The sequence below is a fragment of the Xenorhabdus mauleonii genome (genome assembly GCF_900113945.1).
GTDB lineage: Bacteria > Pseudomonadota > Gammaproteobacteria > Enterobacterales > Enterobacteriaceae > Xenorhabdus > Xenorhabdus mauleonii.
On the sequence record NZ_FORG01000004.1, the window covers coordinates 261594 to 287234 of the forward strand.

General features: G+C 40.6%; 23 protein-coding genes. 8 read left to right on the plus strand and 15 right to left on the minus strand.

Translation table 11 applies throughout. The features are described 5' to 3' along the window. Positions 1-97 precede the first annotated feature (97 nt). Positions 98-412 carry a BON domain-containing protein gene (locus BM100_RS05980; protein ID WP_092508913.1) on the plus strand — a complete coding sequence of 105 codons (315 nt, stop codon included), beginning with the start codon at positions 98-100 and terminating at the stop codon, positions 410-412. A 125-nt stretch (positions 413-537) separates the two neighbouring features. Here BM100_RS05980 and ompW read toward each other — a convergent pair whose 3' ends face one another. Next, positions 538-1179 carry an outer membrane protein OmpW gene (gene ompW / locus BM100_RS05985; protein WP_092508915.1) on the minus strand — a complete coding sequence of 214 codons (642 nt, stop codon included), beginning with the start codon at positions 1177-1179 and terminating at the stop codon, positions 538-540. A 485-nt stretch (positions 1180-1664) separates the two neighbouring features. Between ompW and BM100_RS05990 the strand changes: the two genes are divergently transcribed. After that, positions 1665-2411, plus strand: coding sequence for a YciC family protein (locus BM100_RS05990; protein WP_092508917.1), 747 nt, complete (start codon positions 1665-1667; stop codon positions 2409-2411). A 52-nt stretch (positions 2412-2463) separates the two neighbouring features. Here BM100_RS05990 and BM100_RS05995 read toward each other — a convergent pair whose 3' ends face one another. Beyond that, positions 2464-4182 carry a SulP family inorganic anion transporter gene (locus BM100_RS05995; RefSeq protein WP_092508919.1) on the minus strand — a complete coding sequence of 573 codons (1719 nt, stop codon included), beginning with the start codon at positions 4180-4182 and terminating at the stop codon, positions 2464-2466. A gap of 210 nt (positions 4183-4392) precedes the next feature. Here BM100_RS05995 and BM100_RS06000 point away from each other — a divergent pair, with 210 nt between their 5' ends. Beyond that, complete coding sequence (locus BM100_RS06000) at positions 4393-4929, plus strand: septation protein A (protein WP_092508921.1); 537 nt, start codon at positions 4393-4395, stop codon at positions 4927-4929. Positions 4930-5039: 110 nt separating this feature from the next. Here the strand turns inward: BM100_RS06000 and BM100_RS22970 are convergent, their stop codons facing one another. Continuing rightward, positions 5040-5207: a hypothetical protein gene (locus BM100_RS22970; protein ID WP_169924666.1), complete on the minus strand. Its 168-nt coding sequence runs from the start codon at positions 5205-5207 to the stop codon at positions 5040-5042. Here BM100_RS22970 and yciA point away from each other — a divergent pair. Continuing rightward, a complete protein-coding gene (yciA, locus tag BM100_RS06005; RefSeq protein ID WP_092508923.1) occupies positions 5201-5635 on the plus strand; it encodes an acyl-CoA thioester hydrolase YciA in 435 nt (144 codons plus the stop codon). The genes BM100_RS22970 and yciA overlap by 7 nt on opposite strands. Before the next feature lie 371 nt (positions 5636-6006). On the opposite strand, the gene tonB is transcribed toward yciA, so the two are convergent. Next, positions 6007-6723: a TonB system transport protein TonB gene (gene tonB, locus BM100_RS06010; protein WP_092508925.1), complete on the minus strand. Its 717-nt coding sequence runs from the start codon at positions 6721-6723 to the stop codon at positions 6007-6009. Positions 6724-6881: 158 nt separating this feature from the next. After that, positions 6882-7061 carry a YciY family protein gene (locus BM100_RS06015; RefSeq protein ID WP_092508927.1) on the minus strand — a complete coding sequence of 60 codons (180 nt, stop codon included), beginning with the start codon at positions 7059-7061 and terminating at the stop codon, positions 6882-6884. A gap of 177 nt (positions 7062-7238) precedes the next feature. Here BM100_RS06015 and cls point away from each other — a divergent pair, with 177 nt between their 5' ends. Both cls and BM100_RS06025 read left to right on the plus strand, forming a co-directional pair. Beyond that, positions 7239-8699: a cardiolipin synthase gene (gene cls / locus BM100_RS06020; RefSeq protein WP_092508929.1), complete on the plus strand. Its 1461-nt coding sequence runs from the start codon at positions 7239-7241 to the stop codon at positions 8697-8699. A gap of 403 nt (positions 8700-9102) precedes the next feature. Continuing rightward, the gene (locus tag BM100_RS06025) at positions 9103-9429 is read left to right on the plus strand and encodes an HI1450 family dsDNA-mimic protein (protein ID WP_244590586.1); all 327 of its coding nucleotides are present in this window, start codon (positions 9103-9105) and stop codon (positions 9427-9429) included. Between the two features lie 87 nt (positions 9430-9516). On the opposite strand, the gene oppF is transcribed toward BM100_RS06025, so the two are convergent. The 7 genes from oppF to BM100_RS06060 form a co-directional block, all read right to left on the minus strand. After that, entirely contained in the window at positions 9517-10518 is a 1002-nt protein-coding gene (oppF, locus tag BM100_RS06030; RefSeq protein WP_092508933.1) for a murein tripeptide/oligopeptide ABC transporter ATP binding protein OppF, read from the minus strand. Continuing rightward, positions 10515-11513 carry an ABC transporter ATP-binding protein gene (gene oppD / locus BM100_RS06035; RefSeq protein WP_092508935.1) on the minus strand — a complete coding sequence of 333 codons (999 nt, stop codon included), beginning with the start codon at positions 11511-11513 and terminating at the stop codon, positions 10515-10517. Before oppD ends, oppF begins: the two co-directional genes overlap by 4 nt. 9 nt (positions 11514-11522) lie before the next feature. Further along, positions 11523-12431, minus strand: a complete 909-nt coding sequence (gene oppC, locus BM100_RS06040) for an oligopeptide ABC transporter permease OppC (RefSeq protein ID WP_092508937.1) — start codon at positions 12429-12431, stop codon at positions 11523-11525. 15 nt (positions 12432-12446) lie between these two features. Next, the gene (gene oppB, locus BM100_RS06045) at positions 12447-13367 is read right to left on the minus strand and encodes an oligopeptide ABC transporter permease OppB (protein WP_092508939.1); all 921 of its coding nucleotides are present in this window, start codon (positions 13365-13367) and stop codon (positions 12447-12449) included. A gap of 84 nt (positions 13368-13451) precedes the next feature. After that, complete coding sequence (gene oppA, locus BM100_RS06050; protein ID WP_092508942.1) at positions 13452-15098, minus strand: oligopeptide ABC transporter substrate-binding protein OppA; 1647 nt, start codon at positions 15096-15098, stop codon at positions 13452-13454. Between the two features lie 131 nt (positions 15099-15229). Then, positions 15230-16870 (minus strand): ABC transporter substrate-binding protein, encoded by a 1641-nt coding sequence (locus BM100_RS06055; RefSeq protein ID WP_092508944.1) that lies wholly within the window; start codon positions 16868-16870, stop codon positions 15230-15232. Between the two features lie 603 nt (positions 16871-17473). Beyond that, entirely contained in the window at positions 17474-18118 is a 645-nt protein-coding gene (locus BM100_RS06060) for a YchE family NAAT transporter (protein WP_092508946.1), read from the minus strand. Between the two features lie 494 nt (positions 18119-18612). Between BM100_RS06060 and adhE the strand changes: the two genes are divergently transcribed. Then, positions 18613-21276: a bifunctional acetaldehyde-CoA/alcohol dehydrogenase gene (gene adhE / locus BM100_RS06065; RefSeq protein ID WP_092508948.1), complete on the plus strand. Its 2664-nt coding sequence runs from the start codon at positions 18613-18615 to the stop codon at positions 21274-21276. A 112-nt stretch (positions 21277-21388) separates the two neighbouring features. Here adhE and BM100_RS06070 read toward each other — a convergent pair whose 3' ends face one another. Next, positions 21389-21985 (minus strand): thymidine kinase, encoded by a 597-nt coding sequence (locus tag BM100_RS06070; protein ID WP_092508950.1) that lies wholly within the window; start codon positions 21983-21985, stop codon positions 21389-21391. A 641-nt stretch (positions 21986-22626) separates the two neighbouring features. Here BM100_RS06070 and hns point away from each other — a divergent pair. Then, a complete protein-coding gene (gene hns / locus BM100_RS06075) occupies positions 22627-23028 on the plus strand; it encodes a histone-like nucleoid-structuring protein H-NS (protein ID WP_092508952.1) in 402 nt (133 codons plus the stop codon). Positions 23029-23253: 225 nt separating this feature from the next. Here hns and BM100_RS06080 read toward each other — a convergent pair whose 3' ends face one another. Beyond that, a complete protein-coding gene (locus tag BM100_RS06080; protein WP_092508954.1) occupies positions 23254-24270 on the minus strand; it encodes an NAD-dependent epimerase in 1017 nt (338 codons plus the stop codon). Between the two features lie 8 nt (positions 24271-24278). Further along, a complete protein-coding gene (locus tag BM100_RS06085) occupies positions 24279-25622 on the minus strand; it encodes a UDP-glucose dehydrogenase family protein (protein WP_092508956.1) in 1344 nt (447 codons plus the stop codon). Positions 25623-25641 lie beyond the last annotated feature (19 nt).

Genomic DNA, 25641 nt, shown 5'->3' on the forward strand with positions numbered 1-25641 from the left:
GTAAATCAAGCTCATGAAAATCAACTGCCATTTCATGAAAAACAAAAGATCACTTTTACCAATCAGACGTTTTCCTTGACATCAATGGAGTATCATTATGAAACAACTACAAAAAATCTCTGCATTTTTCGTCGCAATCATAATGGCAATGGCGATATCTGCCTGTGCCCCAACGACCACAACAGAAGGCACAGGAGGTTATATTGACGATACCGTGATCACCACAAAAGTAAAATCTGCCTTGCTGGCAACCAAGGGTTTGAAATCCAATGAAATCAATGTTGAGACCTTTAAAGGACGTGTACAACTAAGCGGTTTTGTTAATTCTCCTGAAGAGATTAAACAGGCAATACAGGTAGCCAGAGAAATCAAAGGGGTTAACTCGGTCATTAATTCCATCAAGCTTCGGTAAAACCTAAAATTGAAAAATGGGGCTGATTAAGCCCCATTGGTTCTCTCTTATGTCAAACACACACGTCGCTTGTTTTTACTACTTTCCTACTTTTGTTTAAATTTCAATCGTCCACTCAAACAAAATTAGAAACTGTAACCTACGCTAAACATAAAGACCCATGGGTCGAGACGAGTCTTATATTTCTTCTGCTCATCACCCACTTTAAATTTCACGTCAGTTTCGATATTCATCCACCACAGTGAAGTATTCAACATCCAGTTTTTATCTAATTGATAATCCATACCAACCTGACCCGCGACTCCCCAAGAATCTTTCAGATCCAAACTATTTAAATTAGCGGCTTGTACTGTGGCATTATTATTAAATTTTTCGCTGAAGAAAGTTGTGTAGTTAACACCCATACCAATATAAGGACGTAATTTATTTTCTGACGCACCAAAATAATATTGTGCCATTAGCGTTGGTGGTAGATGTTTAACCTCGGCGATTTCACCCGCACCCGGTAAACTTACTTTGTGCTGGAAAGGAGTTGCTGCCAATAATTCAACACCAATATTATCGGTTATCATATAACCAAAAGTTAAACCCAACTGAGTATTATTATTGACATCAAAAGATCCCAAACCTAATACATTATCAGAACCTGCATTTGGTCTTACCGTTGCTGTGCCTGCACGGAACAAGAAATCACCCGCTTCATGAGCAAAGGTCAATGACGGAGCTAACGTAGCCGCAGCCAATACGAGCGCAGAAATCTTTTTCATTATCCATCCCATTTGTGTGGTTTTAAAACTGTCAGAAATATACCCGTTTGTTTACTGTTATGATCTAAGACAGATCACATCTTTTAAAGATTTTTAGAAAATAAGGTATCTGTAGTTTTATTATTTCATCTGATGGATATTTTAAATTGATCCAAATCAAGATTAGCTTACTATTACTTTTATTATAGATTTTCATTCATGTTTTTATATCAATTTTTGGTTATTACAGCTATTTAATAACAGGAGTATCCTGTTGCAATATATTATTTGACATCCTTAACTTACATAGCAGCTGATAACATAAAATTAATATTTTTATCATTTTGATAAAATATCAATACGGTTAGCCAACAAAGATAATTTTTCCCTGCCCTTCAATACCTGCTCACGGGGTGCGACAAGAAAGTAAATCTGAGGTATCCAATAATCCCCCTAACAGGGTACAATTGAACATTATCGTTGTTTATTTGATAGGAGCCACTTTCATGCCCATCACGGCAAATACCCTGTATCGTGACAGCATCAACTTTTTGAAGAACCAACTGTTGAATATTGTCATACTCGCTGTCTTGGCCGCGTTGGTAACAACACTGCTTGAGCATCTTCTGATGCCGAATGGTGAGCAACTCAATTTATTAATTGGGATACAAGATGCCTTCAAAGAATCCGGCAACACAGGCGTCAAAGATTTTGTGGAGCAGTTGACACCTGAGCAGCAAATGATGTTTTTACGCACAGCATTCGGGATCTTATTCACCAACATTTTCGGCAATACCTTACTGGCTGCCAGTGTGTTGGTTCTCATTAATGCGGTTTCCAATGGCCAGCAAACCAATGCCATTCACGCCAGCACATTATCAATCACACTATTGCCTAAAATGTTTTTGCTAATGTTTATCTGCACCCTGTTGATTCAGATTGGCTATGTTTTGATGTTATTGCCTGGGATACTCTTTTCTATCGCATTCGCACTTGCCCCTATTTTCTTGTTCGACAAAGGCAAGGGTATCTTTTCTGCCATGCAGGATAGCTGGAAACTGGCATTCAGTAACATGCGGCTGCTAATTCCTGCCATGTTATTGTGGCTTGCTACCAAGTTGATATTGGAGCTTTTGCTAACAAAAGCCCCTTACGTGCTCTCGTCAATATTAAATAATTTATTGTCAGCACTGCTGTTGATTTATCTGTTCCGCCTGTACATGTTGGTTAGGCCGCAAAACGGTACAAAATAAAACCCAAACTCAACAAGATAATTCACCTCCGTATCTCTGTGTAGGGGGTGAATTACGAACTCATTTCTTCCCTCTCCTTTTCCGCTATGTGTTGCTTACTTTGTATCAGACGAATGGCAAAATAGAGATCTGGCACAACTATCAGATCTTCATCACTGCGGCTGAGTTTGTTTTGCTTGATCCAATACTTCAGCTCTGTCCTGCGTCCGGCCAATACCAGAGTGACGCCTTTTTCTTTCAGTTCAGTAATCAATTCATCTAAGGCCGCAAAAACACTGACATCATCATAAGTAAAACTGACAGTAGCATCCACCACCAGCCATGACGGATGAATTGGGGCACTGCCTACATGCTGTAATACCCGTTTTTTAAAGTATCCGGCGTTAAAATAGGTCAGTGGGGAGTTAAAACGGTACATCATGATGCCATCCACGGGTTTAATCTCATTATCTTGGTGAATGGAGCGCACCATGCCTTGGTCGTTTACCCCCAGCAATTGATCTGAAGGACGGAATATAATTCGCAAGAATTGCAACAACCCTAGCAAAACGGCAAAACCAATGCCATCAATGACACCCACCAGCAAAACCGCAATGAAAGTAAAAATAGAAAGCGTAAAAGCCTGACGATTGCGTTTCCGGTATGCCCAGATATTTTTTAATCCCAAAAGTGACCATGAGGAAAATATTAAAACAACGCCCAGCGATGACAGAGGGATGTGTGTCAGAAAGGTTGTCATAAATAACAACACCAACAGAATGGAACCCGCCGCGATGATTGACACCATTTGGGTTTTTCCGCCAAGTGAATCATTGACTGCGGTGCGACTGCCAGCCGCACTGACAGCAAATCCTTGCGATAAGGATGCGGCAATATTGGCAATACCCAATGCCCTGAGTTCTAAGTCAGAATCGACCTGATAGCCATTTTTGCTGGCAAAGCTACGAGCTGTCATCATAAAGCTGACAAAACTTATCACCGCAAGGTTAATGGAAGGAACAACTAAATCACGTATGACACCCAATTCAAATTCTGGCATTGGAACAATGGGCAAGCCCTTGCCCATATCGCCAACAATCTGAACGCCATATTGGTCAAGCTCAAATTGCCAGCTGACGTAAGTTGTTACAATCATTGCTATCAGAGGAGCCGGCCAATTGGGTCGGATAAAACGGACAATGATCAATACCAGCAATGTGAGAACTGACATGCCCACCGTTGGCCAATGAGCACCCAGTAATTTATAGGGAACCGCAATCAACCGTTCAATCAATTCAACTGGCAGGCCTGAGATCCCAAAAACTTTTGCAATCTGGTCTGCCATAATGGTAATGGCAACCCCATTGATAAAGCCTTTCAAAATAGGACGAGACAAAAAATCGGCAAAAGCGCCTAACCGAAAATGGCTGGCTAAAATGCACCAGAACCCTGTCATTAATGTCATAACAATAGCAAGCTGCCAACGAACGTGTTCATTTCCTAAGGCCAGTGGTGTTACCGCCGCAGCAATAACGGCGCAAGTTGCTGCATCTGGCCCAACAATCAACTGGCGGGAAGTCCCGAACAATGCATAGGCAATCATGGGTAAAATACAGGCATACAAACCGATAATGGCACTAATGCCCATTAACTCCGCATAAGCAATGGCCACCGGCAATGCAACCGCAGCAACAGAGAGGCCTGCCCGCATATCATGGCTAAAATATTCTTTACGATAATGACAAAGATTTTCCAAACCCGGCATCCAACGATGCAATCTTTTCCACAACATGACCTTTATGCCCTTTCGTAAAAAACAACCTACTATAATGCTGTGTTAAAGAGAAACTCACAAGTACCTCATTTCTGGTTAAAATCCGCCCAACATGGGAAACAAGTGAAAAATGTTTTTTCCGAAAAATAAACCATTTCACTGATATCTGATACACTCTGGCACAAATTCAAGAACATGCCATTATTGGCATCACTATGGGTTCAATTTATGAAACAACTTTTAGACTTTTTGCCTTTAGTCGTTTTTTTCATCGTTTACAAGATGTACGACATTTTTTATGCTTCCGGCGCATTGATTGCGGCTACCGGATTGGCGGTTGTTATTACTTATTTGCTCTACCGCAAAGTAGAAAAATCTTCTTTAATTACCTTTGCCATGGTCGCAGTCTTCGGGACGCTGACTCTGGCTTTTCACAGTGATTTGTTCATTAAATGGAAGGTCACTGTTATTTATGCCATTTTTGCTCTTGTTCTGATCATCAGCCAATGGGTTATGAAAAAACCACTTATCCAGAAAATGTTGGGCAAAGAGCTAGAATTGCCCGATTTAATCTGGAATAAGCTCAATACAGCCTGGGCAATCTTTTTTGCAGTCTGCGCATTAGTAAATATTTATGTTGCTTTCTGGCTACCTCAGGAAGTTTGGGTTAACTTTAAAGTATTCGGGTTAACTGCATTGACGCTGGTCTTTACTGTGTTGAGTGTGGTATATATCTACCGCCATCTACCTCGCGAACAAAAATAATGTATACCCACTGGATTTTAAGATGCAGCGCGGCGGCAAAAGAATGACAAGTTCGTCGGAAACGAGTTTGTCCGGCCGAAAGCTGGCTTCTGGTGAGAAGCAGGAGCTTCTCAGTAATCCCCGGGAACATAGATAGCTATGTGACTGGGGTGAGTTAGCGTAGCCAACAAAGCAGCATCTTGAAAGACAACAGGTATAATGACCCTCAGATGGATACCTGCCAACAATTCGGCAGGTATTGTTGTATTCACCAAATAAAGCAAGTTTTCTAATGACACAACAACAATCCTTACCAAACGGAGAATTGGTTCTCCGTACACTGGCCATGCCCGCTGATACCAATGCCAATGGGGATATTTTCGGTGGCTGGCTGATGTCTCAAATGGATATTGGCGGCGCAATTCTGGCAAAAGAGATTGCACTGGGGCGCGTGGTAACTGTTAGCGTAAATGGCATCAGTTTTCTGAAACCAGTTGCGGTAGGTGACGTCGTATGCTGTTATGCCCGTTGTCTCAAAACGGGTAATTCATCAATCACCATTCATATTGAGGTTTGGGTGAAAAAAGTGGCATCCGAACCCGTTGGGCAGCGTTATCGTGCAACAGATGCGGTTTTCACTTATGTTGCCGTTGATGAAAACAACTCTTCGCGCCCTTTGCCCGAAGGGAAAAGACATTTCAAGCTAGAAGGCAGTGATTCAGAATAATATTGTGTTCGAAAAATTATTCATGAAAATCAGAGGAGCGTTATTATGGCGCTCCTTTTTTTATTAAAAAATAGAGCAAATTGAAAGAAATAATAAAGTTCGACATTCACAATGCTTTGACTGTTGTCTGACCATTTAGAGATATAATTGCCAGATTAAGGATTCTTTTTACACTGTTTTGAATAGTAAGATATATATTTTTTTAAAGGAAAGTCATAACTACCTCGACATTAATTAAAAAAATATTGATTGAGTTTGAAAGTGGAATAACAGCAGGATTAGCTCAATAAGAGGGAACTTGAAATAGCATAAAATAATCAGATAGTTATGACAGAGCCAAGGAAAACTATGTTCCTTGACTCTTTACTTAATTAACTTTGAGAAATACCGGTTACTCTAAATTCAATAGTTGCTATATATCCGGTAGCTGCCGTTTTCTCATAGCGCCATTTTCTCATGGCTTGTTTCACTTCACGTTCAAAGATATTTTTAGGCGTTGCAGAGAGAATTTTGATGTTTTTAACTCGGCCATCTTCATCAATATCAAACTCCACTTTTACCACCCCTTCAGTTCCTAGCTGTTGTGCTCTGGATGGATAAATAGGATTTGGCCTGCTCAGTGCCCTTGGTCCACGTTGCACTGCAGGTGCATTATCCTTAGCAAAATGGGACGGAGTCGGTTCTCCAAGATTATTCACAACCCGAGACATTTCATCAGAGACAGGTTTCATCGGCTGTTCTGATACTTTTTCTATTTTTTTCTCTATCAGCTTAGAGTCTTTTTTAACGATTTTCTTCTCTTCCCGTTTTTTCACTTCCGGTTTTTTTTCAGGCTTAGGCAGGGCTATTTTCGCGATAGGTTCAGGCTCTGGTGCCGGAGGTTCAGGTATAGATTCAGGCATAGCAGCCATCGAAGCAGGAGCTTCTGCTGCCAGCTGAATCATAGCGACAGACATGGGAGCTGGTTCTTGTCGCTTTACGGGGTCAATCGCATAGAAAAACGCCGCAGCAATAGAAATATGTAAACAAATAGAAAATAGTATCGGCCAGGGTATCCAACGCATAAGTGAATTCTTGATTAGCAGCATAATAGTCAGTTTTCAGATTGCCATTAGTTTAAATGCAAATGACTATCATATTCAATAATGATTCAAAAACATCTGTACCCTTTTTACTTCTCAATCCTTGATTTGTTAACTAAATTATAACGTTACTTTATCGGATACTTATCATGCTACACACTTTGTTACACCCATTCTAAATTCTGGACAAACAAAAGCGCCCGGCGGCGTTTATAGGAATCTATCTTATGCAATCTATAGATACGAAAATTACGCCGCGATTGGCTTTCGAGCCAGCGACGACGACGGCTAACATTTTGCCGGATCATTCTCCAGCGCCCTACTTCGTTTCTGCTGTGTTTCATTAGTTATCCCTGATTAATTTTCTCATTGAGGCTGGTGTATTATTCTTAATCCCACCTTTAAAGATGTCAACTAATTGGCAACCCAACTTATATTAGGTTGATAGTTTGCTAAAATTTCTAGAAAATTGTGGTAATGACGGTGTTAAATACTTAAATAAACAGGATTGATTGCCACGTATGACAACCTTTTATTCTGTACTGAGCTGGCTGGCGATTTTCTTATATTGGCTGATTATTGCAGGGATCACTATACGAGTTTTGATGAAACGCCGTCCAGTGACTTCTGCAATGACTTGGGTACTTATTATTTACATTATCCCTTTAGTGGGAGTTGTCGCTTATTTGTCATTTGGTGAATTGCACCTCGGTAAACGCAGGGTTGAACAAGCCAAGCAAATGCGTTCATCTGTTGTTAAGTGGCTTGCCGAGTTAAGAAAATCCACTCTCATATTTGCCAATGAAAATAGTGAAGTGGCTACGCCGCTATTCCAATTGTGCGAGCATCGCCAGAAAATCAAAGGCGTTAAAGGCAATAAAATGCAATTAATGACCTCCTATGATGATTCATTAAAAGCCATTATCAACGATATTGAGAACGCCAAGTACAATGTTGAGATGGTCTTTTATATATGGCAATCAGGTGGGCTGGTTGATCAAGTAACTGATGCTCTGATGCGGGCTGCCAAGCGCGGGGTTAAATGTCGGATCATGGTGGATTCAGCAGGAAGCTGGCAATTTTTCCGCAGCCCTTACCCTGATATTATGCGTAAAGCAGGGATTGAATTTGTCGAATCGCTGAAAGTAAATATTTTCCGTCTATTCCTGCGTCGCATGGATTTACGTCAACATAGAAAAATTATTTTGGTCGATAATCATATTTCATACACCGGCAGTATGAATATGGTTGACCCTCGTTTTTTTAAGCAAAATGCGGGGGTTGGGCAATGGGTCGATATCATGGTAAGAATGGAAGGCCCTGTTACCACAATTCTGGGGATTATTTATGCGTTCGATTGGGAAATGGAAACCGGGAAACGCCATCTTCCCCCTCCTCCAGACAACATTGTTATGCCTTTTGAACAAGCCAGCGGGCATACCGCCCAAGTCATTGCTTCCGGGCCGGGATTCCCTGATGAATTAATCCAGCAATCGCTAATGACGGCTATTTTTTCCGCCCGCAAGCAACTTATTCTTACTACGCCTTACTTTGTCCCCAGTGATGATTTAATGCACGCAATCTGTACGGCAGCCATGCGTGGCGTAGATGTCAGCATTGTTATTCCAAGCCAGAACAATTCATTTCTTGTTCGTTGGGCCAGTCGAGCATTCTTTACTGAATTATTGGAAGCCGGCGTAAAAATTTATCTTTTTGAAGATGGCCTGCTGCATACCAAAAGTGTTTTGGTTGATGGGCAACTCAGCATGGTTGGTTCTGTTAATTTAGATATGCGCAGTCTGTGGCTTAATTTTGAAATTACCGTAGTGATCGATGATGAACTCTTTGGTAATGATTTAACGCTCGTCCAACAAGACTACATTATGCGTTCAACGCTGCTGGTACACAATCAATGGGACAAACGCCCCGTATGGCACCGTGTCCTTGAACGTGTCTGTTATTTCTTCAGTCCTCTGTTATGACTTACGTTAAAACTGAATTTTTGCAGGATAATCGATAAAGAATAGGTTTAACGATTTTAGGGCGATGGTGTTCCCCCAGCTCTCACGATAAAAAATCACCTAGCCCTGAGCTTCTTTTAAACGAGTTGCTGGATTGGTGCCGATCGCTCTCTGATCCCCTGTGCCGTTCCAGCAATATCCAAATTAGAATATAATCTTCCCCTTGTTTTCGATGACACCCGTTGAATGCTTGTCATTACTGATGACAGAAAACAAAAGATGAAAAACTTCCATTTAAAATCAAGCCATTATATTTATCACCTAACTACCATGATGAATATAGCTGACTGATAAAACATATTTCACTTTGTTATTAATTTTGGATAATCCCATTATGGAAAACCAACCGACACATACTATGCAATTGGATTTAAACAACCGCATGACGGAAGATGAAGCGCTGGAAAAAGCCTATGACCTTTTTCTAGAGCAAGCACTTGATAATCTTGATCCGGCTGACAGCCTATTATTTAATTTGCAGTTCGAGGAACGAGGCGGCGCAGAATTATTAGAACTTTCTGAGGTGTGGCCTAAATATGTTGATTTTGATTTAGATCCGAATTTTTTTTCCGAAGTCATCATTGGGTTGGCCGAGTCTGACGATGCCGAAATTGACGATATCTTCGCTCGCGTCTTGATCTGCCGGGAAAAATCTCATCCCATTTACCATATTCTATGGAAAGAAAAATGAGAATATTAAAAATCCCCCTTATTTTATAAAGGGGGATTAAGTTTATATTTGTGACAGCGTCACGTTTATTTTCCCGATGAGAGACACTTACAGAGGGTCAACTTTCAGGCAAGAGACAGCATGTTTAAAGCTGCCTTCCAACAAAGGACGAGTTTTGGCACATTCTGCATCAGCCATCGGGCAACGGGTGCGAAATACACATCCTGACGGTGGATTAATGGGCGAAGGCAACTCTCCTTCGAGTAATTCAATACGTTTATCACGCTCTTTGTCCGGATCCGGAATGGGTACCGCTGACATAAGTGCACGTGTATAAGGATGCAATGGGTTATGATAAACCTCATCATAAGTCCCCAATTCCACTGCATTCCCTAAATACATGACCAAAACACGATCTGAGATATGTTTCACGATTGACAAGTCATGGGCAATAAATATCAGGGAAAGCCCCATTTCCCGCTGTAGTTCTTGCAACAAGTTAACAACCTGAGCCTGAATGGAAACATCCAGCGCAGACACAGGTTCATCACAAATAACTAATTTGGGTTCCAGAATCAAAGCACGTGCAATTCCGATACGCTGACATTGCCCGCCGGAAAATTCATGAGGATAACGGTTTATCAGGTTAGGCAATAACCCTACCCGCATCATCATCTTTTTAACTTTCTCTTTTATTTCCTCGGTCTTCATTTTGGGGTGATACGTCCTCAATGGCTCGGCAATAATATCGCCAATGGTCATACGAGGATTTAATGACGCCAGAGGATCTTGGAAAATCATTTGGATATCGTTACGAATATCCTTCCACTGTTTGTCGTTGACTTCCAGTAAGTTCTGCCCAAGCCAAGTAACCGATCCCCCAGAAGCCTTGACTAACCCAATTATTGCTCTGGCAAATGTTGATTTTCCGCAACCGGACTCTCCCACCACACCCAGCGTTTCACCTTCGTATAGCCTCAACGTAACGCCATCGACGGCTTTTAAGGTTTTCGCCGGTTGCCAGAACCACTGTTTTCCATCTTTGATATCAAAGTAAACTTTAAGATCATCGACTTCCAACAGAACACGTTTTTCAGCTATTGTGCTCATACTAATTCCTCCTGGCGTCTAAAGCAGGCACGCAAGCGCCCAAGGCCAAATTTTTCCAATTGCGGTTCCTCATGAGCACAACACTCAATAGCAAACTGGCAACGGGGCTGGAACGGACATCCTTTCGGCAAACGCAGTAAATTAGGTGGGTTACCTTGAATTGTTATTAATGTTTCTTCATCGCCATCCAAGCGCGGTACAGCATTTAATAATCCGATGCTGTAAGGATGAGAAGGATGATAAAACACATCCCGCGCCGTACCATATTCCATCGTTCTTCCCGCGTACATGACCAATACCTTGTCACAGATACCTGCCACTACCCCCAAATCATGGGTAATCATGATAATGGCAGTATTGAATTCGCGTTTTAACTCATTGAGCAATGTCATAATCTGAGCCTGAACGGTCACGTCCAGTGCGGTTGTCGGCTCATCCGCGATCAGCAATTTGGGTTGGCATAATAGAGCCATCGCAATCATGACACGTTGACGCATACCGCCAGAAAATTCGTGCGGAAACATGTTCATACGTTCACGTGCTTCTGGCATTTTGACAGCATCCAACATGCGGATGGATTCTTCAAAAGCTTCACTTTTCCCCATATTCTTATGCAGCATCAATACTTCCGTAAGTTGCTCACCCACTCGCATATAAGGATTAAGGGAAGTCATCGGATCCTGAAATATCATCGATATTTCTTCAGCCCGCATTCGGTTTAACTCTTTTTCTTTCAGGTTGAGAATTTCTCTTCCATTAAAATGGGCAGAGCCACTAACCGAACCATTGCTGGCCAATAATCCCATCAAGGCGAATGCTGTTTGAGATTTACCGGAGCCAGATTCCCCTACAATCCCCAGAGTTTCACCCGCATGTAAATCAAAATTCAGTTTATTCACGGCAGTGACATCGCCATCAGGAGTGCTGAATGCCACATTTAAGTCTTTTACTCTTAAGAGTAATTCAGCTTTCTTTGAAGTTTCTACGCTGTTCATAGGCTCTCCTTAACGGTCTTTTGGATCGAGGGCATCTCGCAGGCCGTCGCCAATAAAGTTAAAACAAAATAGGGTCATTACCAGAAAGCCCGCCGGAAACAACAGCAACCACGGAGCCACTTCCATTGAGTTGGCTCCATCACTTAACAAAGCCCCCCAACTGCTGAGTGGTTCTTGGGTTCCCAATCCAAGGAAACTCAAGAAAGATTCAAACAAAATCATGCTTGGTACGAGTAATGAGGCATAAACCACTACAACACCCAAAACGTTTGGCACAATATGACGCAGTACAATATGGCGGGTAGAAACTCCCCCTACTAAAGCTGCTTCGATAAATTCCTTACGTTTTAAGCTCAGTGTCTGACCACGGACAATACGCGCCATATCCAGCCACGATACCATGCCTATCGCAACGAAAATCAGCAGGATGTTTTGGCCGAAGAAGGTCACCAGAAGAATAACGAAGAACATGAATGGGAAGGAATTGAGAATTTCCAACAGACGCATCATGACCATGTCGATTTTGCCGCCCAGATAACCTGACATCGCACCATACAGGGTACCAAAGAGTACCGCTATCAAGGCTGCGGCAATCCCAACCATCAGAGAAATACGCCCACCAATGGCAACACGCACCAATAAATCACGACCTGATGAATCGGTACCCAAATAGTGGCCGGATTCAAAATCCGGTGGCATTGTCATCATGTTCCAATCTGTGTCATCGTAAGCAAATTGAGACAGCATTGGTGCAAAAATCACAAATAACGTAATCAAAAACAGGATACATAAACTCGTAATTGCCGCCTTATTATGGATAAAACGACGACGTGCATCCTGCCACAAACTGCGGCCTTCAATTTCCAGTTGCTCGGAGAAATTTTCCAGAGCTTCGCTATTTTTTTTATTCGGTAACATTGCGTGCTCCAGTGTCTAGTAACGGATTTTCGGATCAATGACGGCATACAGCACATCAACAATGGCATTAAACATAATGGTCAGCCCACCCACGAGAATTGTCAGACTCAGAACCAGTGAGTAGTCACGGTTTAATGCTCCATTAACAAACAATTGCCCCAACCCAGGTAAACCAAAAATAGTTTCAATAACCATTGATCCCGTAATGATGCCGACAAACGCAGGCCCCATATAAGAGATTACGGGTAATAAAGCGGGTTTAAGGGCATGGCGGAAAATAATTCTGCGTAATGGCAAACCCTTGGCTCGCGCGGTACGAATAAAGTTGGAGTGTAAAACTTCAATCATTGAACCGCGGGTAATACGGGAAATACTGGCGATATAAGAAAGAGAAAGCGCAACCATCGGCAAAAGCATATATTTAGGCGCCCCGCCGTTCCAACCTCCCCCCGGTAGCCATTTCAAAGTAATGGCAAATATCAGAACCAGCAAGGGAGCGACCACGAAGCTGGGGATAACCACCCCCGTCATGGCAAACCCCATGACCGTGTAATCCCATTTGGTATTCTGGTTCAATGCCGCAATAACGCCCGCACTGACACCAAATATCACTGCCATAATAAACGCTGCAAATCCCAATTTAGCAGAAACAGGCAAAGCTTCTGCAACCAAATCATTTACACTGTAGTCTTTGTATTTGAATGACGGACCAAAATCCCCTTTAGAAAGCTGGATTAAGTAATTGAAGTATTGTTTATACATCGGGTCATTGAGATGATATTTCGCTTCAATATTTGCCATGACCTCTGGCGGTAGCTTCCTTTCCCCGGTAAATGGGCTACCCGGCGCAAGCCGCATCATAAAAAACGAAATTGTGATGAGAATAAAAAGTGTCGGGATCGCCTCTAAGCAGCGACGTAAAATGAATTTTAGCATTGCCCGTTCCTATTGTTTAGCCAAACCATGGCCTTAAAATAATCTGACATTGGGTGGCTCGAGTGTTGAGCCACCTACTCATTCCTAGTGTTTTATTATGTACAGATCTTTAGTGTGGAAGTTATCTAATGGATCTTTGCCGGTATAGCCACCGACATAAGGTTTTATTACACGTGTATTCGCATAATAAAAGAGAGGTACGATCGCTGAATCTTTGTCCAATAAAGCATTTGCTTTGGCATAGATATCAATGCGTTCTTCATCTGTCTTGACTTGTAGGGATTGTTTCATCAATGCATCAAATTCTTTGCTCTTGTAGTGAGCGGTGTTATTGCTGCTCGTTGATAGCATCGTATTTAGGAAACTGGAGGATTCGTTATAATCTGCACACCACCCAGCTCGGGTTATGTCGTAAGTTCCCTGATGGCGGGAATCAAGATAAGTTTTCCATTCCTGATTTTCGAGGGAGACCTCAATACCGATATTATTTTTCCAAATAGATGCCGCACCAATTGCTATTTTTTTGTGTAAATCAGACGTGTTATACAACAATTTAATTTTCAGTGGGTTGTCTTTGGTAAATCCGGCTTCTGCCAATAGCTTTTTCGCTTCTTCATTACGCTGTTGCTGATTCATTTTAAATGCCCAATCTGGCTTTTCATCTTTAAAATCAGCAATAAACGGCGGAGTGAAACCATGGGCCACTGAATCGCCCTGATTTTTCACCTTATTGGTAATGATATCGCGATCCATACCAAGCTTCAGAGCGGTACGTACACGAGGATCAGTAAATGGGGGTTTTTGATTGTTTATTTCATAAAAATAAGTACACAGATAAGGATTGACTTTCACCTGATCAGGAATTTCTTTTTTCAGCTTCTGGAACAATTCGATAGGCAGGTTATGGTAAGTCATGTCAATTTCGCCAGCACGGTAGCGATTGACATCAGTGACTTCAGATGAAATGGGTAAAACAGTTACCTGATTAATAATGGTATTTTTGTTATCCCAATATGTTGGGCTACGCTCGAGAACAATTCGCTCATTAATCACCCAATCTTTAAGTTTATACGCACCGTTGCCTACAAAATTCTTTGGCTGTGTCCATTTGTCACCGTATTTTTCAATTGTTGCACGATGAACTGGAGATGTTGTTGGATGCACAAACAGTCTGTTCAAATAAGGCACTGATTCGCTGAGAGTTAATTGTAATGTATGATCATCTAGAGCTTTAACGCCCAGAGCATCAGGCTTTTGTTTACCACTGATAATATCGTCGACATTAAGAAGATGAGCGTATTGCATGAAACTTGCGTAAGGTGATGCTGTATTAGGATCGGTCACCCGACGCCAACTATAGACAAAATCCTGTGCTGTGACAGGGTCACCGTTTGACCATTTTGCATCTTTACGCAGATGGAATGTCCAAACTTTAAAATCCGGTTGATGCTCCCAACGTTCAGCAACGCCGGGGACAATGTTGCCATCGGGATCATTGATCACTAATGTTTCAAACAAATCACGAGCAAGGCCGGATTCGGGTACGCCTTCAATTTTATGTGGGTCCAATGATTGTGGCTCTGAGCCATTATTGCGAACCAACACTTGTTTTGCATCGTCAGCGAGTTGCACACCTGCGGGCACTTTCGCTGCAAAGGCCTGCGTCCCCATCATCATTCCCAAAGCTACTGTAATGCCAGCAGCAAGTTTTTTCTTTGTTGTGTTTATCATCTTATTTTTACTCCTATTGATATCATTTAACCCACTAAGGTCATATTCACATATGCATTAAATGGAATAGCTATATCCGTATCCAAAAGAACGATTTTGTTTACAGCAGAGCACTATTTTTTCGACGGTGATTAATTCACCGCTTTTTTGATATATAAATTCTTAAGATCGACATAATCAAGAGGATCTTTCCCTGTCATTCCCCCGACAGTAGGACGAATGAGGCGTACACTGACCCGGTAATAAATAGGAATTATTCCTGAATCTTTATCAAGCTGGGCTTCAGCTTGTTGGTAAAATTCCTGGCGGGTTGCATCATCTTTAGCGGCCAGCGCCTGACTCATATAATCGTCAAAGGCCTTACTTTGATAGAAACCTGTATTGTTACTGCTGGTTGACAACATCATATTCAGGAAAGAAGACGGTTCATTGTAATCCCCGCACCATGTTGCTCTGGCGACGTCATAATTGCCTTCATGGCGGTTTTGAAGAGAAGTTTTCCACTCTTGGTTCTGTAAGGTAACTTTTGCGCCAATATTTTTCTGCCACATAGATGCTGCGGCGATGGCTTGTTGTTTATTTTGTTCTGAGGTGTTGTACAGCAGCGTAAATTTAAGCGGGTTTTTGGCATCAAAACCGGCTTCTTTCAATAATTCCTTTGCTCGTTGATTACGCTGTTCTTGTGTCCAGTTTGCCCATTCAGTATTAATGGATAAACCACTGCCAGTATAGGTCGGTGTAAAACCATAGGCGGGAATTTGCCCCTGTCCCATAATTCTTTCAGTAATGATATCTCTATCAAGACTCAGCTTTATGGCTTCACGAACCCGCTTATCTTTAAACAACGGTTTTTTATTATTGATTTCATAATAAAATGTGCACAGGAAAGGGGAAACTTGTAATTGATCAGGGATATCCCGTTTCATTTTTTGATACAGCTCTGGCGGAATCGCACTGTCTGTAATATCAATTTCTCCGCTACGGTAACGGTTGACATCACTGATCCCAGAAACAACCGGCAGGAAAGTGCCTTTTTCAATAATGGATTCTTTATCATTCCAATAATGAGAGTTACGGGTTAAAACAATTCGTTCATTGATAACCCAGTCTTTCAATACATAAGAACCGTTGCCAATAAAATTCCCCGGAGACGTCCATTTAATTCCCCATTTTTCAACAACATCTTGTCTGACAGGTTTCAAGGCTGTATGTGACAGCATATCGACCAGATACGGAACGGGTTGACTGAGCGTGATTTGGAAACGGCGTTCATCCAACGCTTTTACACCCAGTTGTTCCGGTGTTTTTTTCCCTGTCAATATATCATCCGTATTCTGTACGTAGGTATATTGCAAATAGCTGGTATAGGGAGAACCCGTGTTTGGATCAGCAAGGCGTTGCCAACTGTAGACAAAATCCTGTGCAGTTACTGGCTTACCATCGCTCCATTTAGCGTCCTCACGTAAATAAAACGTCCATACTTTATAGCCTTCATTTTCCCATTTTTCGGCTACTCCGGGCACTGTTTGCCCATTTGCATCAGTAGTCACCAACCCTTCCAACAAATTACGAAGAATGTTTGTTTCAGGATGGCCTTCAACTTTATGTGGATCTAATGACGTGACCTCAACACCATTGTTAACGATGATTTCTTGTTTTGCGTCTAAAACGACTCCTGCTGGAATAACAGCCGCAAAACTTGACATAGATGGGAAGGATAATAAGACGATACTCGGAATCAACTTTCTAAATTTTGTTGTTTTTGTTTTCATTCTTTGCTCCAACTCACCAAAATAAAATGAATTTTTCTAATCCATTAACAAAAATAATTAACTTATCAAACTAATAAACAGTTGCTAATTTGTTCAAAAAATACGCTCAAACAATAATTGTTATAGCACCTTTATAATATGTTTATTAAAGCGTTAATTAATTTGTTTACACTATGTAAAATGCATTCGTGCAATAAATGTAACAAACTGAAAGTAATAAGTTTTATTTTAATCTGACAATATAATAATCATAAGATGTATCCGAAAAAGAAAATAAACATTATTTTAACAAAAAGCAATCATCGCAGAGTAAAAACCCAACTCCATCACAAAATATGTAGATAGAACACTAGATAGGTAAGGTAACGAAAAGCAGAGTGGTGTGGAAAATTACAGTATTGTATTGAAGAAGTTATAACCTAAAGAGGAATAAAATATAAATAAATGTTTTAAAGAATATTCAGAATATGACGGATGTAACTAGCCGTGTGTTGATTGATCATTTGTTAATTGCGGTCAATGAACACTCTATTTACGTGTAAAATTTCATCGTTTTATATTAACGATATCGATAAATACATAAGTTATTTTATCTACGCAATATCACAGTAACCCGGGAAACAAGGTTTTCGTGCCTGTGATGATAAATTCAACACCCAACGACATTAATAATAATCCCATAATCCGAGTAATTACATTGATACCTGTTTGCCCCAAAAATTTGACCAAAAAAGAGGCAGATCGGAATAATAACCAGCAACAAAAGGCAAATAATACGCTGGTCAGTGCTAAACCCAGATAATTTTGCCATCCCTGATAACGTGCACTCCAAACCATGCAGGAACTAATTGCTCCCGGCCCCGCCATCAGTGGCAATGCAAGTGGTACAACAGCAACGCTCGATCTTATTGCTGTTTCTGATTTTTCCAATTTGTTTTGTTTATCTTCTCCCAATTTACCGTTAATCATCGACACGGCAATCATGATGATCAACATTCCACCAGCAATTCGGAATGAATCAATAGAAATACCAAACACGTAGAGAATAGAGTCACCGACCAGTAGTGAAATACATAAAATGATCGCAACAGATAAATTTGCTATGAGATTGGTATTATTTCGCCCAGCAGTTGTTTGATAATTAGTCATTCCAATAAAAACAGGTAAAACACCGATTGGGTTAACTAACGCAAACAATCCCATAAAAAATTTAATATATCCAGCAAACCCCAGTAATGGCTCACCCACAGCTCATTCCCCTTTAACGTAAATAAAGAAAATTGATAAAACACCTAAAAAATACAGTAAATAGAAATCTTTTCGTTACGTTAAATCAATTAACTTTGCAATTTCTGTTGGGAATACCATCGCACCGTGAAAAATACCAATAAAATAAAGTTAATTAATTGTTATCTTAAGTTAAATGAATGTTTAAGTTAAATAAGTCCATTAAATGAGAATTAATCTCATAAACAGCAAGCTGAATGGTATCAGCTAGCTATTTTTATGATCTAAATCACTATACGAAAGTCTGTAAATGATAAGCTACTTGCAAGTAATCATTTTGAGGATATTAATTATATTTTTATAAATCATAGCGTTAAGTAATTTTTTAAGGCAATTGGCAGTCTTAAACCAATCTTTCATAAATAATAAGTCTCATGACATTATTTAATGAATAAGTCATCTCTCACAGCTAATTCCCTTAAAAAATTTAACCTTTATTATCAGGAGTAATTTTTATGGCTGTAACTCAGGTAGCTGAACTCAATGAATTAGTTGCTCGTGTAAAAAAAGCCCAGCACGAATTTGCTACTTATTCTCAGGAACAAGTTGATCGCATTTTTCGGGCTGCTGCTCTCGCCGCCGCAGATGCTCGTATTCCATTAGCAAAATTAGCTGTTTCCGAATCTGGCATGGGAATTGTGGAAGATAAGGTGATCAAAAATCATTTTGCTTCTGAATACATTTATAACGCCTATAAAGACGATAAGACTTGTGGAATATTATCTGAAGATAATACATTCGGAACCATCACCATTGCTGAACCCATTGGCTTGATTTGCGGTATTGTTCCAACCACAAACCCAACTTCAACTGCAATTTTCAAAGCGCTTATAAGCCTCAAAACCCGCAACGGCATTATTTTCTCACCACATCCCCGTGCGAAAAAAGCCACTAACCGAGCCGCAGAAATTGTTCTGAAAGCCGCTGTTGAAGCCGGAGCACCAAAAGATATTATCGGCTGGATTGATGAACCTTCCGTTGAGCTTTCAAATGCCTTGATGCATCACCCCGACATTAACCTTATTTTGGCGACAGGTGGCCCCGGCATGGTAAAAGCAGCCTACAGTTCGGGTAAACCCGCCATTGGCGTCGGCGCAGGTAACACACCTGTTGTGATCGATGAATCCGCAGATATCAAACGTGCTGTCGCATCTATTTTGATGTCAAAAACTTTTGATAATGGTGTGATCTGTGCTTCAGAACAGTCTGTGATTGTTGTTGATGCTGTTTATGAACAAGTCCGTGAACGCTTTTCAACCCATGGCGGATACCTCCTGCAAGGGAAAGAATTAAAGGCAGTTCAAGATATTATTCTAAAAAATGGAAACTTGAATGCCGCCATTGTCGGGCAACCTGCAACAAAAATTGCTGAAATGGCCGGAATCAATGTTCCTGATCATACTAAGATTCTTATCGGCGAAGTCACATTGGTTGATGAAGCGGAACCTTTTGCCCATGAAAAACTGTCGCCTCTGCTTGCTATGTACCGTGGCAAAAATTTCGAGGATGCTGTAGAAAAAGCTGAAAAATTAGTCGAAATGGGCGGCATCGGACATACCTCATGCCTTTATACAGAACAAGATAATCAGGCTGAGCGAATTAAATACTTCGGCGACAAAATGAAGACAGCCCGTATTTTGATCAACACACCCGCATCTCAAGGCGGAATTGGGGATTTATATAACTTCAAATTATCCCCTTCCCTGACGTTAGGATGTGGTTCTTGGGGAGGAAACTCTATTTCCGAAAATGTGGGGCCGAAACATTTGATCAATACAAAAACCGTCGCCAAAAGAGCCGAAAATATGCTGTGGCATAAACTGCCAAAATCAATTTATTTCCGACGGGGTTCTCTGCCCATCGCCTTGGAAGAAGTCGTTGCCGACGGCGCGAAACGTGCTTTTATTGTGACCGATCGCTTCTTATTTAATAATGGCTATGCCGATCAAGTGACCAATGTTTTGAAATTCCACGGCATGGAAACTGAAGTTTTCTTTGAAGTTGAAGCTGATCCCACTTTAAGTATTGTCCGCAAAGGTGCTGAACAAATGCACTTGTTTAAACCCGATGTCGTTATTGCCCTTGGTGGCGGCTCTCCTATGGATGCAGCCAAAATCATGTGGGTTATGTACGAACATCCGGAAACGCATTTTGAAGAACTGGCGTTGCGTTTTATGGATATTCGTAAACGCATTTATAAATTCCCGAAAATGGGCGTTAAGGCAAAAATGGTTGCCATTACGACTACGTCAGGCACGGGTTCAGAAGTTACGCCTTTTGCCGTTGTTACTGATGATGTAACCGGACAGAAATATCCTCTGGCTGACTATGCCCTAACACCGGATATGGCAATAGTCGATGCGAATCTGGTGATGGATATGCCGAAATCACTGTGCGCTTTTGGTGGCCTTGATGCTGTAACTCATGCACTGGAAGCCTATGTTTCTGTGTTAGCCAATGAATATTCTGATGGGCAGGCACTGCAAGCACTAAAATTACTGAAAGATTTTCTGCCCGCCAGTTACCACGAAGGTGCAAAAAACCCTGTTGCCCGCGAACGTGTCCATAATGCAGCGACCATTGCCGGTATCGCTTTTGCCAACGCGTTTCTGGGAGTATGCCATTCTATGGCCCATAAACTTGGCTCCGAGTTTCATATTCCACATGGTTTAGCTAATGCTCTGTTAATTTGTAATGTGATTCGCTATAACGCAAATGACAATCCAACAAAACAAACTGCATTCAGCCAATATGATCGTCCACAAGCACGGCGTCGATATGCAGAGATCGCAGATCATTTGGGATTAACGTCAGCAGGAGATCGCACCGCTGCAAAAATTGAAAAATTGCTGGCTTGGTTAGAAGAGATGAAATCTCAATTGGGTATCCCAACATCCATTCGTGAAACAGGAGTTCAGGAAGCTGACTTTTTGGCAAAAATAGATAAGCTCGCAGAAGATGCGTTTGACGATCAATGTACCGGTGCCAACCCACGTTACCCATTAATTTCAGAGTTGAAACAATTGCTGCTGGATTCTTTCTATGGACACGAATACGTAGAACAATCCTCATCTCAAGAAGCGATTAAAGTAAATAAAAAGAATAATAAGAAACAATAATAAATCATAAGCTGATGTAACTTAAAAGGCGTTAGGTAATCCCAACGCCTTTTTATTATTCCGTTTTACTGATTCAATAATTTTATACCTGCTTAATTTATAATTAAGGGCATTAAACCTTTTTGGCCTTTACTTCACGAATAACGTCACTATAGTGCTTACGACACACTGCAACGTATTTTTCATTACCACCGATATCAATCTGGCTCCCTTCGTAAACAACGTTACCATCGCCTCCAAAACGCAGTGTACGGCTGGCTTTCCTGCCGCAATGGCAGATAGTTTTCAATTCCACCAATTTATCTGACCAAGCGAGAAGATATTGGCTCCCACTAAATAACTCTCCTTGAAAGTCTGTTCTTAATCCATAGCAAAGAACCGGGATATCATCATAATCAACAATTTCACAAAGTTGTTCGACATGTTTTTTTGTCAAGAAATGACACTCATCAATCAAAATACAATGTACTTTTTCCGATTCATTTTCACTTTTGATAAGCTCGGCAATATTTGTTTCTGGCGAAAACAACAAGGCTTCAGCAGATAAACCAATACGAGAACAAACCTTCCCTTTACCGAATCGAGTATCAATTTCTGCTGTAAAGATCAGCGTTCTCATTCCCCTTTCGTTATAGTTATAGGAAGATTGCAATAAAGAAGTTGATTTCCCTGCATTCATGGCAGAATAATAAAAATAAAGCTGAGCCATTGGCCGGTCTATCCTTTTGTCAAATTAATCAGGTGATATATTGCGGCGAGTTTACCACAAACTCTGATTTAGATTACGCATTGTTATTGCTAAATGTGGGCTAGCAGAAACAAATTAGGCTGAATAAGAAAAGATTATTTTCATGATAACCATCACGTTTGTGCATATAAAATCAACGATACAAGTGCATTCTGCATGACAAATGAACGAACTTAACTTCAAAAGAATAGTTATATTCTTTCCACCCTTTGCATATTAATAATCAGAGTGGTTTACTTTTGCTCAATTCACTCCACTATAATCATAACTAATGGATTACCCATAAAAAAACTTTCAACTCATACATGCTTTCTAACTTATTTCTATAAGAACAGTTAACATTCCTTACAGATTGACCATAAATTAGTTTTATACGTTTTGGTTTATCACTTACTTAACTTTACAGTAATCTCTACCCGCTCTTATTGAAATGGGAAATCCAATAGCCGGATTAAAACGCAATATATCGATTATCAAAAAAATTGCATTTTAAAATGGCATGTTTTAGCCTTAGAAAGTAAATTCACTATTGCAGAAAATAAAATAGCATTCTATTATTATCCCTACATCAGCTATCATCATTATAATTTGAGACCAGGACAATGAGCGAAAATTTAAAATCCTTAAATAACATCCGTACCTTGCGCGCACAAGCAAGAGAATGTGAACTAACTACTTTAGAAGAAATGCTGGAAAAACTTACGACTGTTGTTGAAGAACGTCGTGATGAAGAAAGTCAGGCTCGCGCTCAAATAGAAGAGCGTTCACGTAAGCTTCAAGAATACCGTGAAATGCTGGAGAAAGACGGTATTGAATTAAGCGATTTAGTAGATGCTTTAAGTGGTAAAGCTACTGGTAAATCTAAACGTGCTGCACGTCCAGCTAAATATTCATACTTTGATGAAGGTGAAACTAAAACTTGGACTGGCCAAGGCCGTACACCTGCTGTCATCAAAAAAGCAATTGAAGAAGAAGGCAAATCACTGGAAGATTTCCTGATCTAATCAATTGTTTTATAGCCTTAATAACAAAAATACCCTGTTCAGGGTATTTTTGTTTTGTTATTTAATATAACTAAGTTAATTATGCGCTGATGTAAAAACATGGTGGTATATTAGCGTCTAAGACGTCTTCATATTTTCCAACATGTTGAAAAAAATTTAACACTAGCTTAGTTTTTTATTAACATAGACTTATAAAAAAGGAGCATTTAGCTCCTTTTCTTGTTTTTATTGCCCTGATTTTTGATAAAAATCTAAATACCAATCGACAAACTGTTTTACCCCTTCCTTTACGGGAGTATTGGGCGAAAAACCTATCTTATTGAAGAGTGCACTGGAATCGGCGCATGTTGATAACACATCACCATCCTGAATCTCCATATAATTCTTTTTAGCTTCCACCCCTAATGAAACTTCTATTGCGTCAATAAAGTCCCCCAGCTTTGTCGGTTGACCATTACCAATATTGTATACACGATATGGTGCAGAGCTGGCTGATACCTGCCCATCTTCAACAAGCCACTCTTTATTGGGAGTAGGAATTATATCCTGCAGCCTGATTATAGACTCCACAATGTCATCAATATATGTGAAATCCCTCACCATATTGCCATAATTATAAACATCTATTGCTTTGCCTTCTAACATAGCTTTAGTAAATTTAAATAAAGCCATATCAGGACGCCCCCATGGCCCATATACCGTAAAAAACCTCAAGCCTGTGGTAGGAAGTTGATAAAGATGTGAATAACTGTGAGACATTAACTCATCAGCTTTTTTCGTTGCGGCATATAAAGAGACAGGATGATCAACAGAATCATCCGTCGAGAATGGCTGTTTCTTATTTAATCCGTATACTGAACTTGAAGATGCATATAATAAATGTTCTACATGATTATGGCGGCACCCTTCAAGAATATTGATATGACCGATGATATTCGCATCAATATATGCCATAGGATTCTGTATTGAATAACGGACGCCTGGCTGAGCACCTAAATGGATAACACGCTGAAATTTGTGCCTAGTAAACAATTCGGGTATAGCAATTCTGTCAGCCAGATCTAATTTTTCGAATTTAAAATTTGAATAAGGGAGTAATAAATTTAATCTCGCCTGCTTCAAATTAACATCATAATAATCATTAAGGTTATCTATACCGACAACCTCATGCCCCATATTCAATAACCGCTGGCTGACGTGAAAGCCAATAAAACCAGCAGTGCCTGTAACTAAAAATTTCATACTGTAACTCAAATAACTGGATTGATAGAGGCACCTCGACCAATACCATAATAAGTAAACCCTCGCGATTGTAATCGCTCAGGATCATAAAGATTACGCCCATCAAAAATTACAGGCGTTTTCAATGAATCCTTAATCACATCAAAATCAGGCGCCCTGAAATTTTGCCATTCTGTACAAATAATCAAAGCGTCAGCCTCTTTTAAGGCGGCTTCTTTTGTTCCCATTAAGGATAAATCATCACGCTGCCCATAAATACGTTGAGCTTCCTGCATCGCTTCAGGGTCATATGCCTGAACTTTAGCACCGCATTCCCATAGTGTTTCCATCAATACACGGCTTGATGCTTCACGCATATCATCCGTATTAGGTTTAAAGGACAGCCCCCAAATAGCGAATGTTTTACCTGATAGGTCATTGCCAAAATGGCGTTTAACAAATGCCGGCAATTTATTTTTTTGTTTTTCGTTAACTAATTCGACTGCCTGAAGAATTTTTGGCGTATATCCAATTTGTTCAGAAGTTCGGATCAATGCCTGAACATCTTTCGGGAAACATGAACCACCATACCCACATCCCGGATAAATGAAGTGGTAGCCAATGCGAGAATCGGAACCAATTCCCTGACGTACATTTTCAATATCAGCACCCAGCATTTCTGCCAAGTTGGCAATTTCGTTCATGAAACTAATTTTTGTCGCCAACATACAGTTAGCTGCATATTTTGTCAGTTCTGCACTGCGGATATCCATGATTATCATACGATCATGATTGCGATTAAATGGTTCATACAATTCTCGCATTACATCAACTACATTCTCGTTATCACATCCGATGACAATACGTTCAGGACGCATACAATCAGCAACTGCCGCCCCTTCCTTCAAAAACTCAGGATTGGAGACAACATCAAACGGAAACTCTGCATTGCGTTGCAACAGGGTTTCTTGCATTACTGCCTTGACCTTATCTGCCGTACCTACCGGTACCGTTGATTTGTCCACAACAACTTTGTGACCATCCATATTTTCTGCAATGGTCCGGGCTACCGCAGTGACATATTGAAGATCAGCGGAGCCATCTTCATCCGGAGGTGTTCCTACTGCAATAAACTGTAATTTGCCATGAGCAACACCGGCTTTAGCATCCGTTGTAAAATTCAGACGCCCTTCAGCATGGTTTTTCTTTACCAGAGGCACCAGACCCGGTTCAAAAATAGGGATCTGACCATTTTTCAGATTCTCAACCTTGTTTTCATCAACATCAACGCAAAGTACATCATGCCCAACTTCCGCGAATACCGTTGCCTGAACTAAGCCTACGTAGCCAATACCAAATACAGTAACTTTCATATCACACCTTAAATTACGA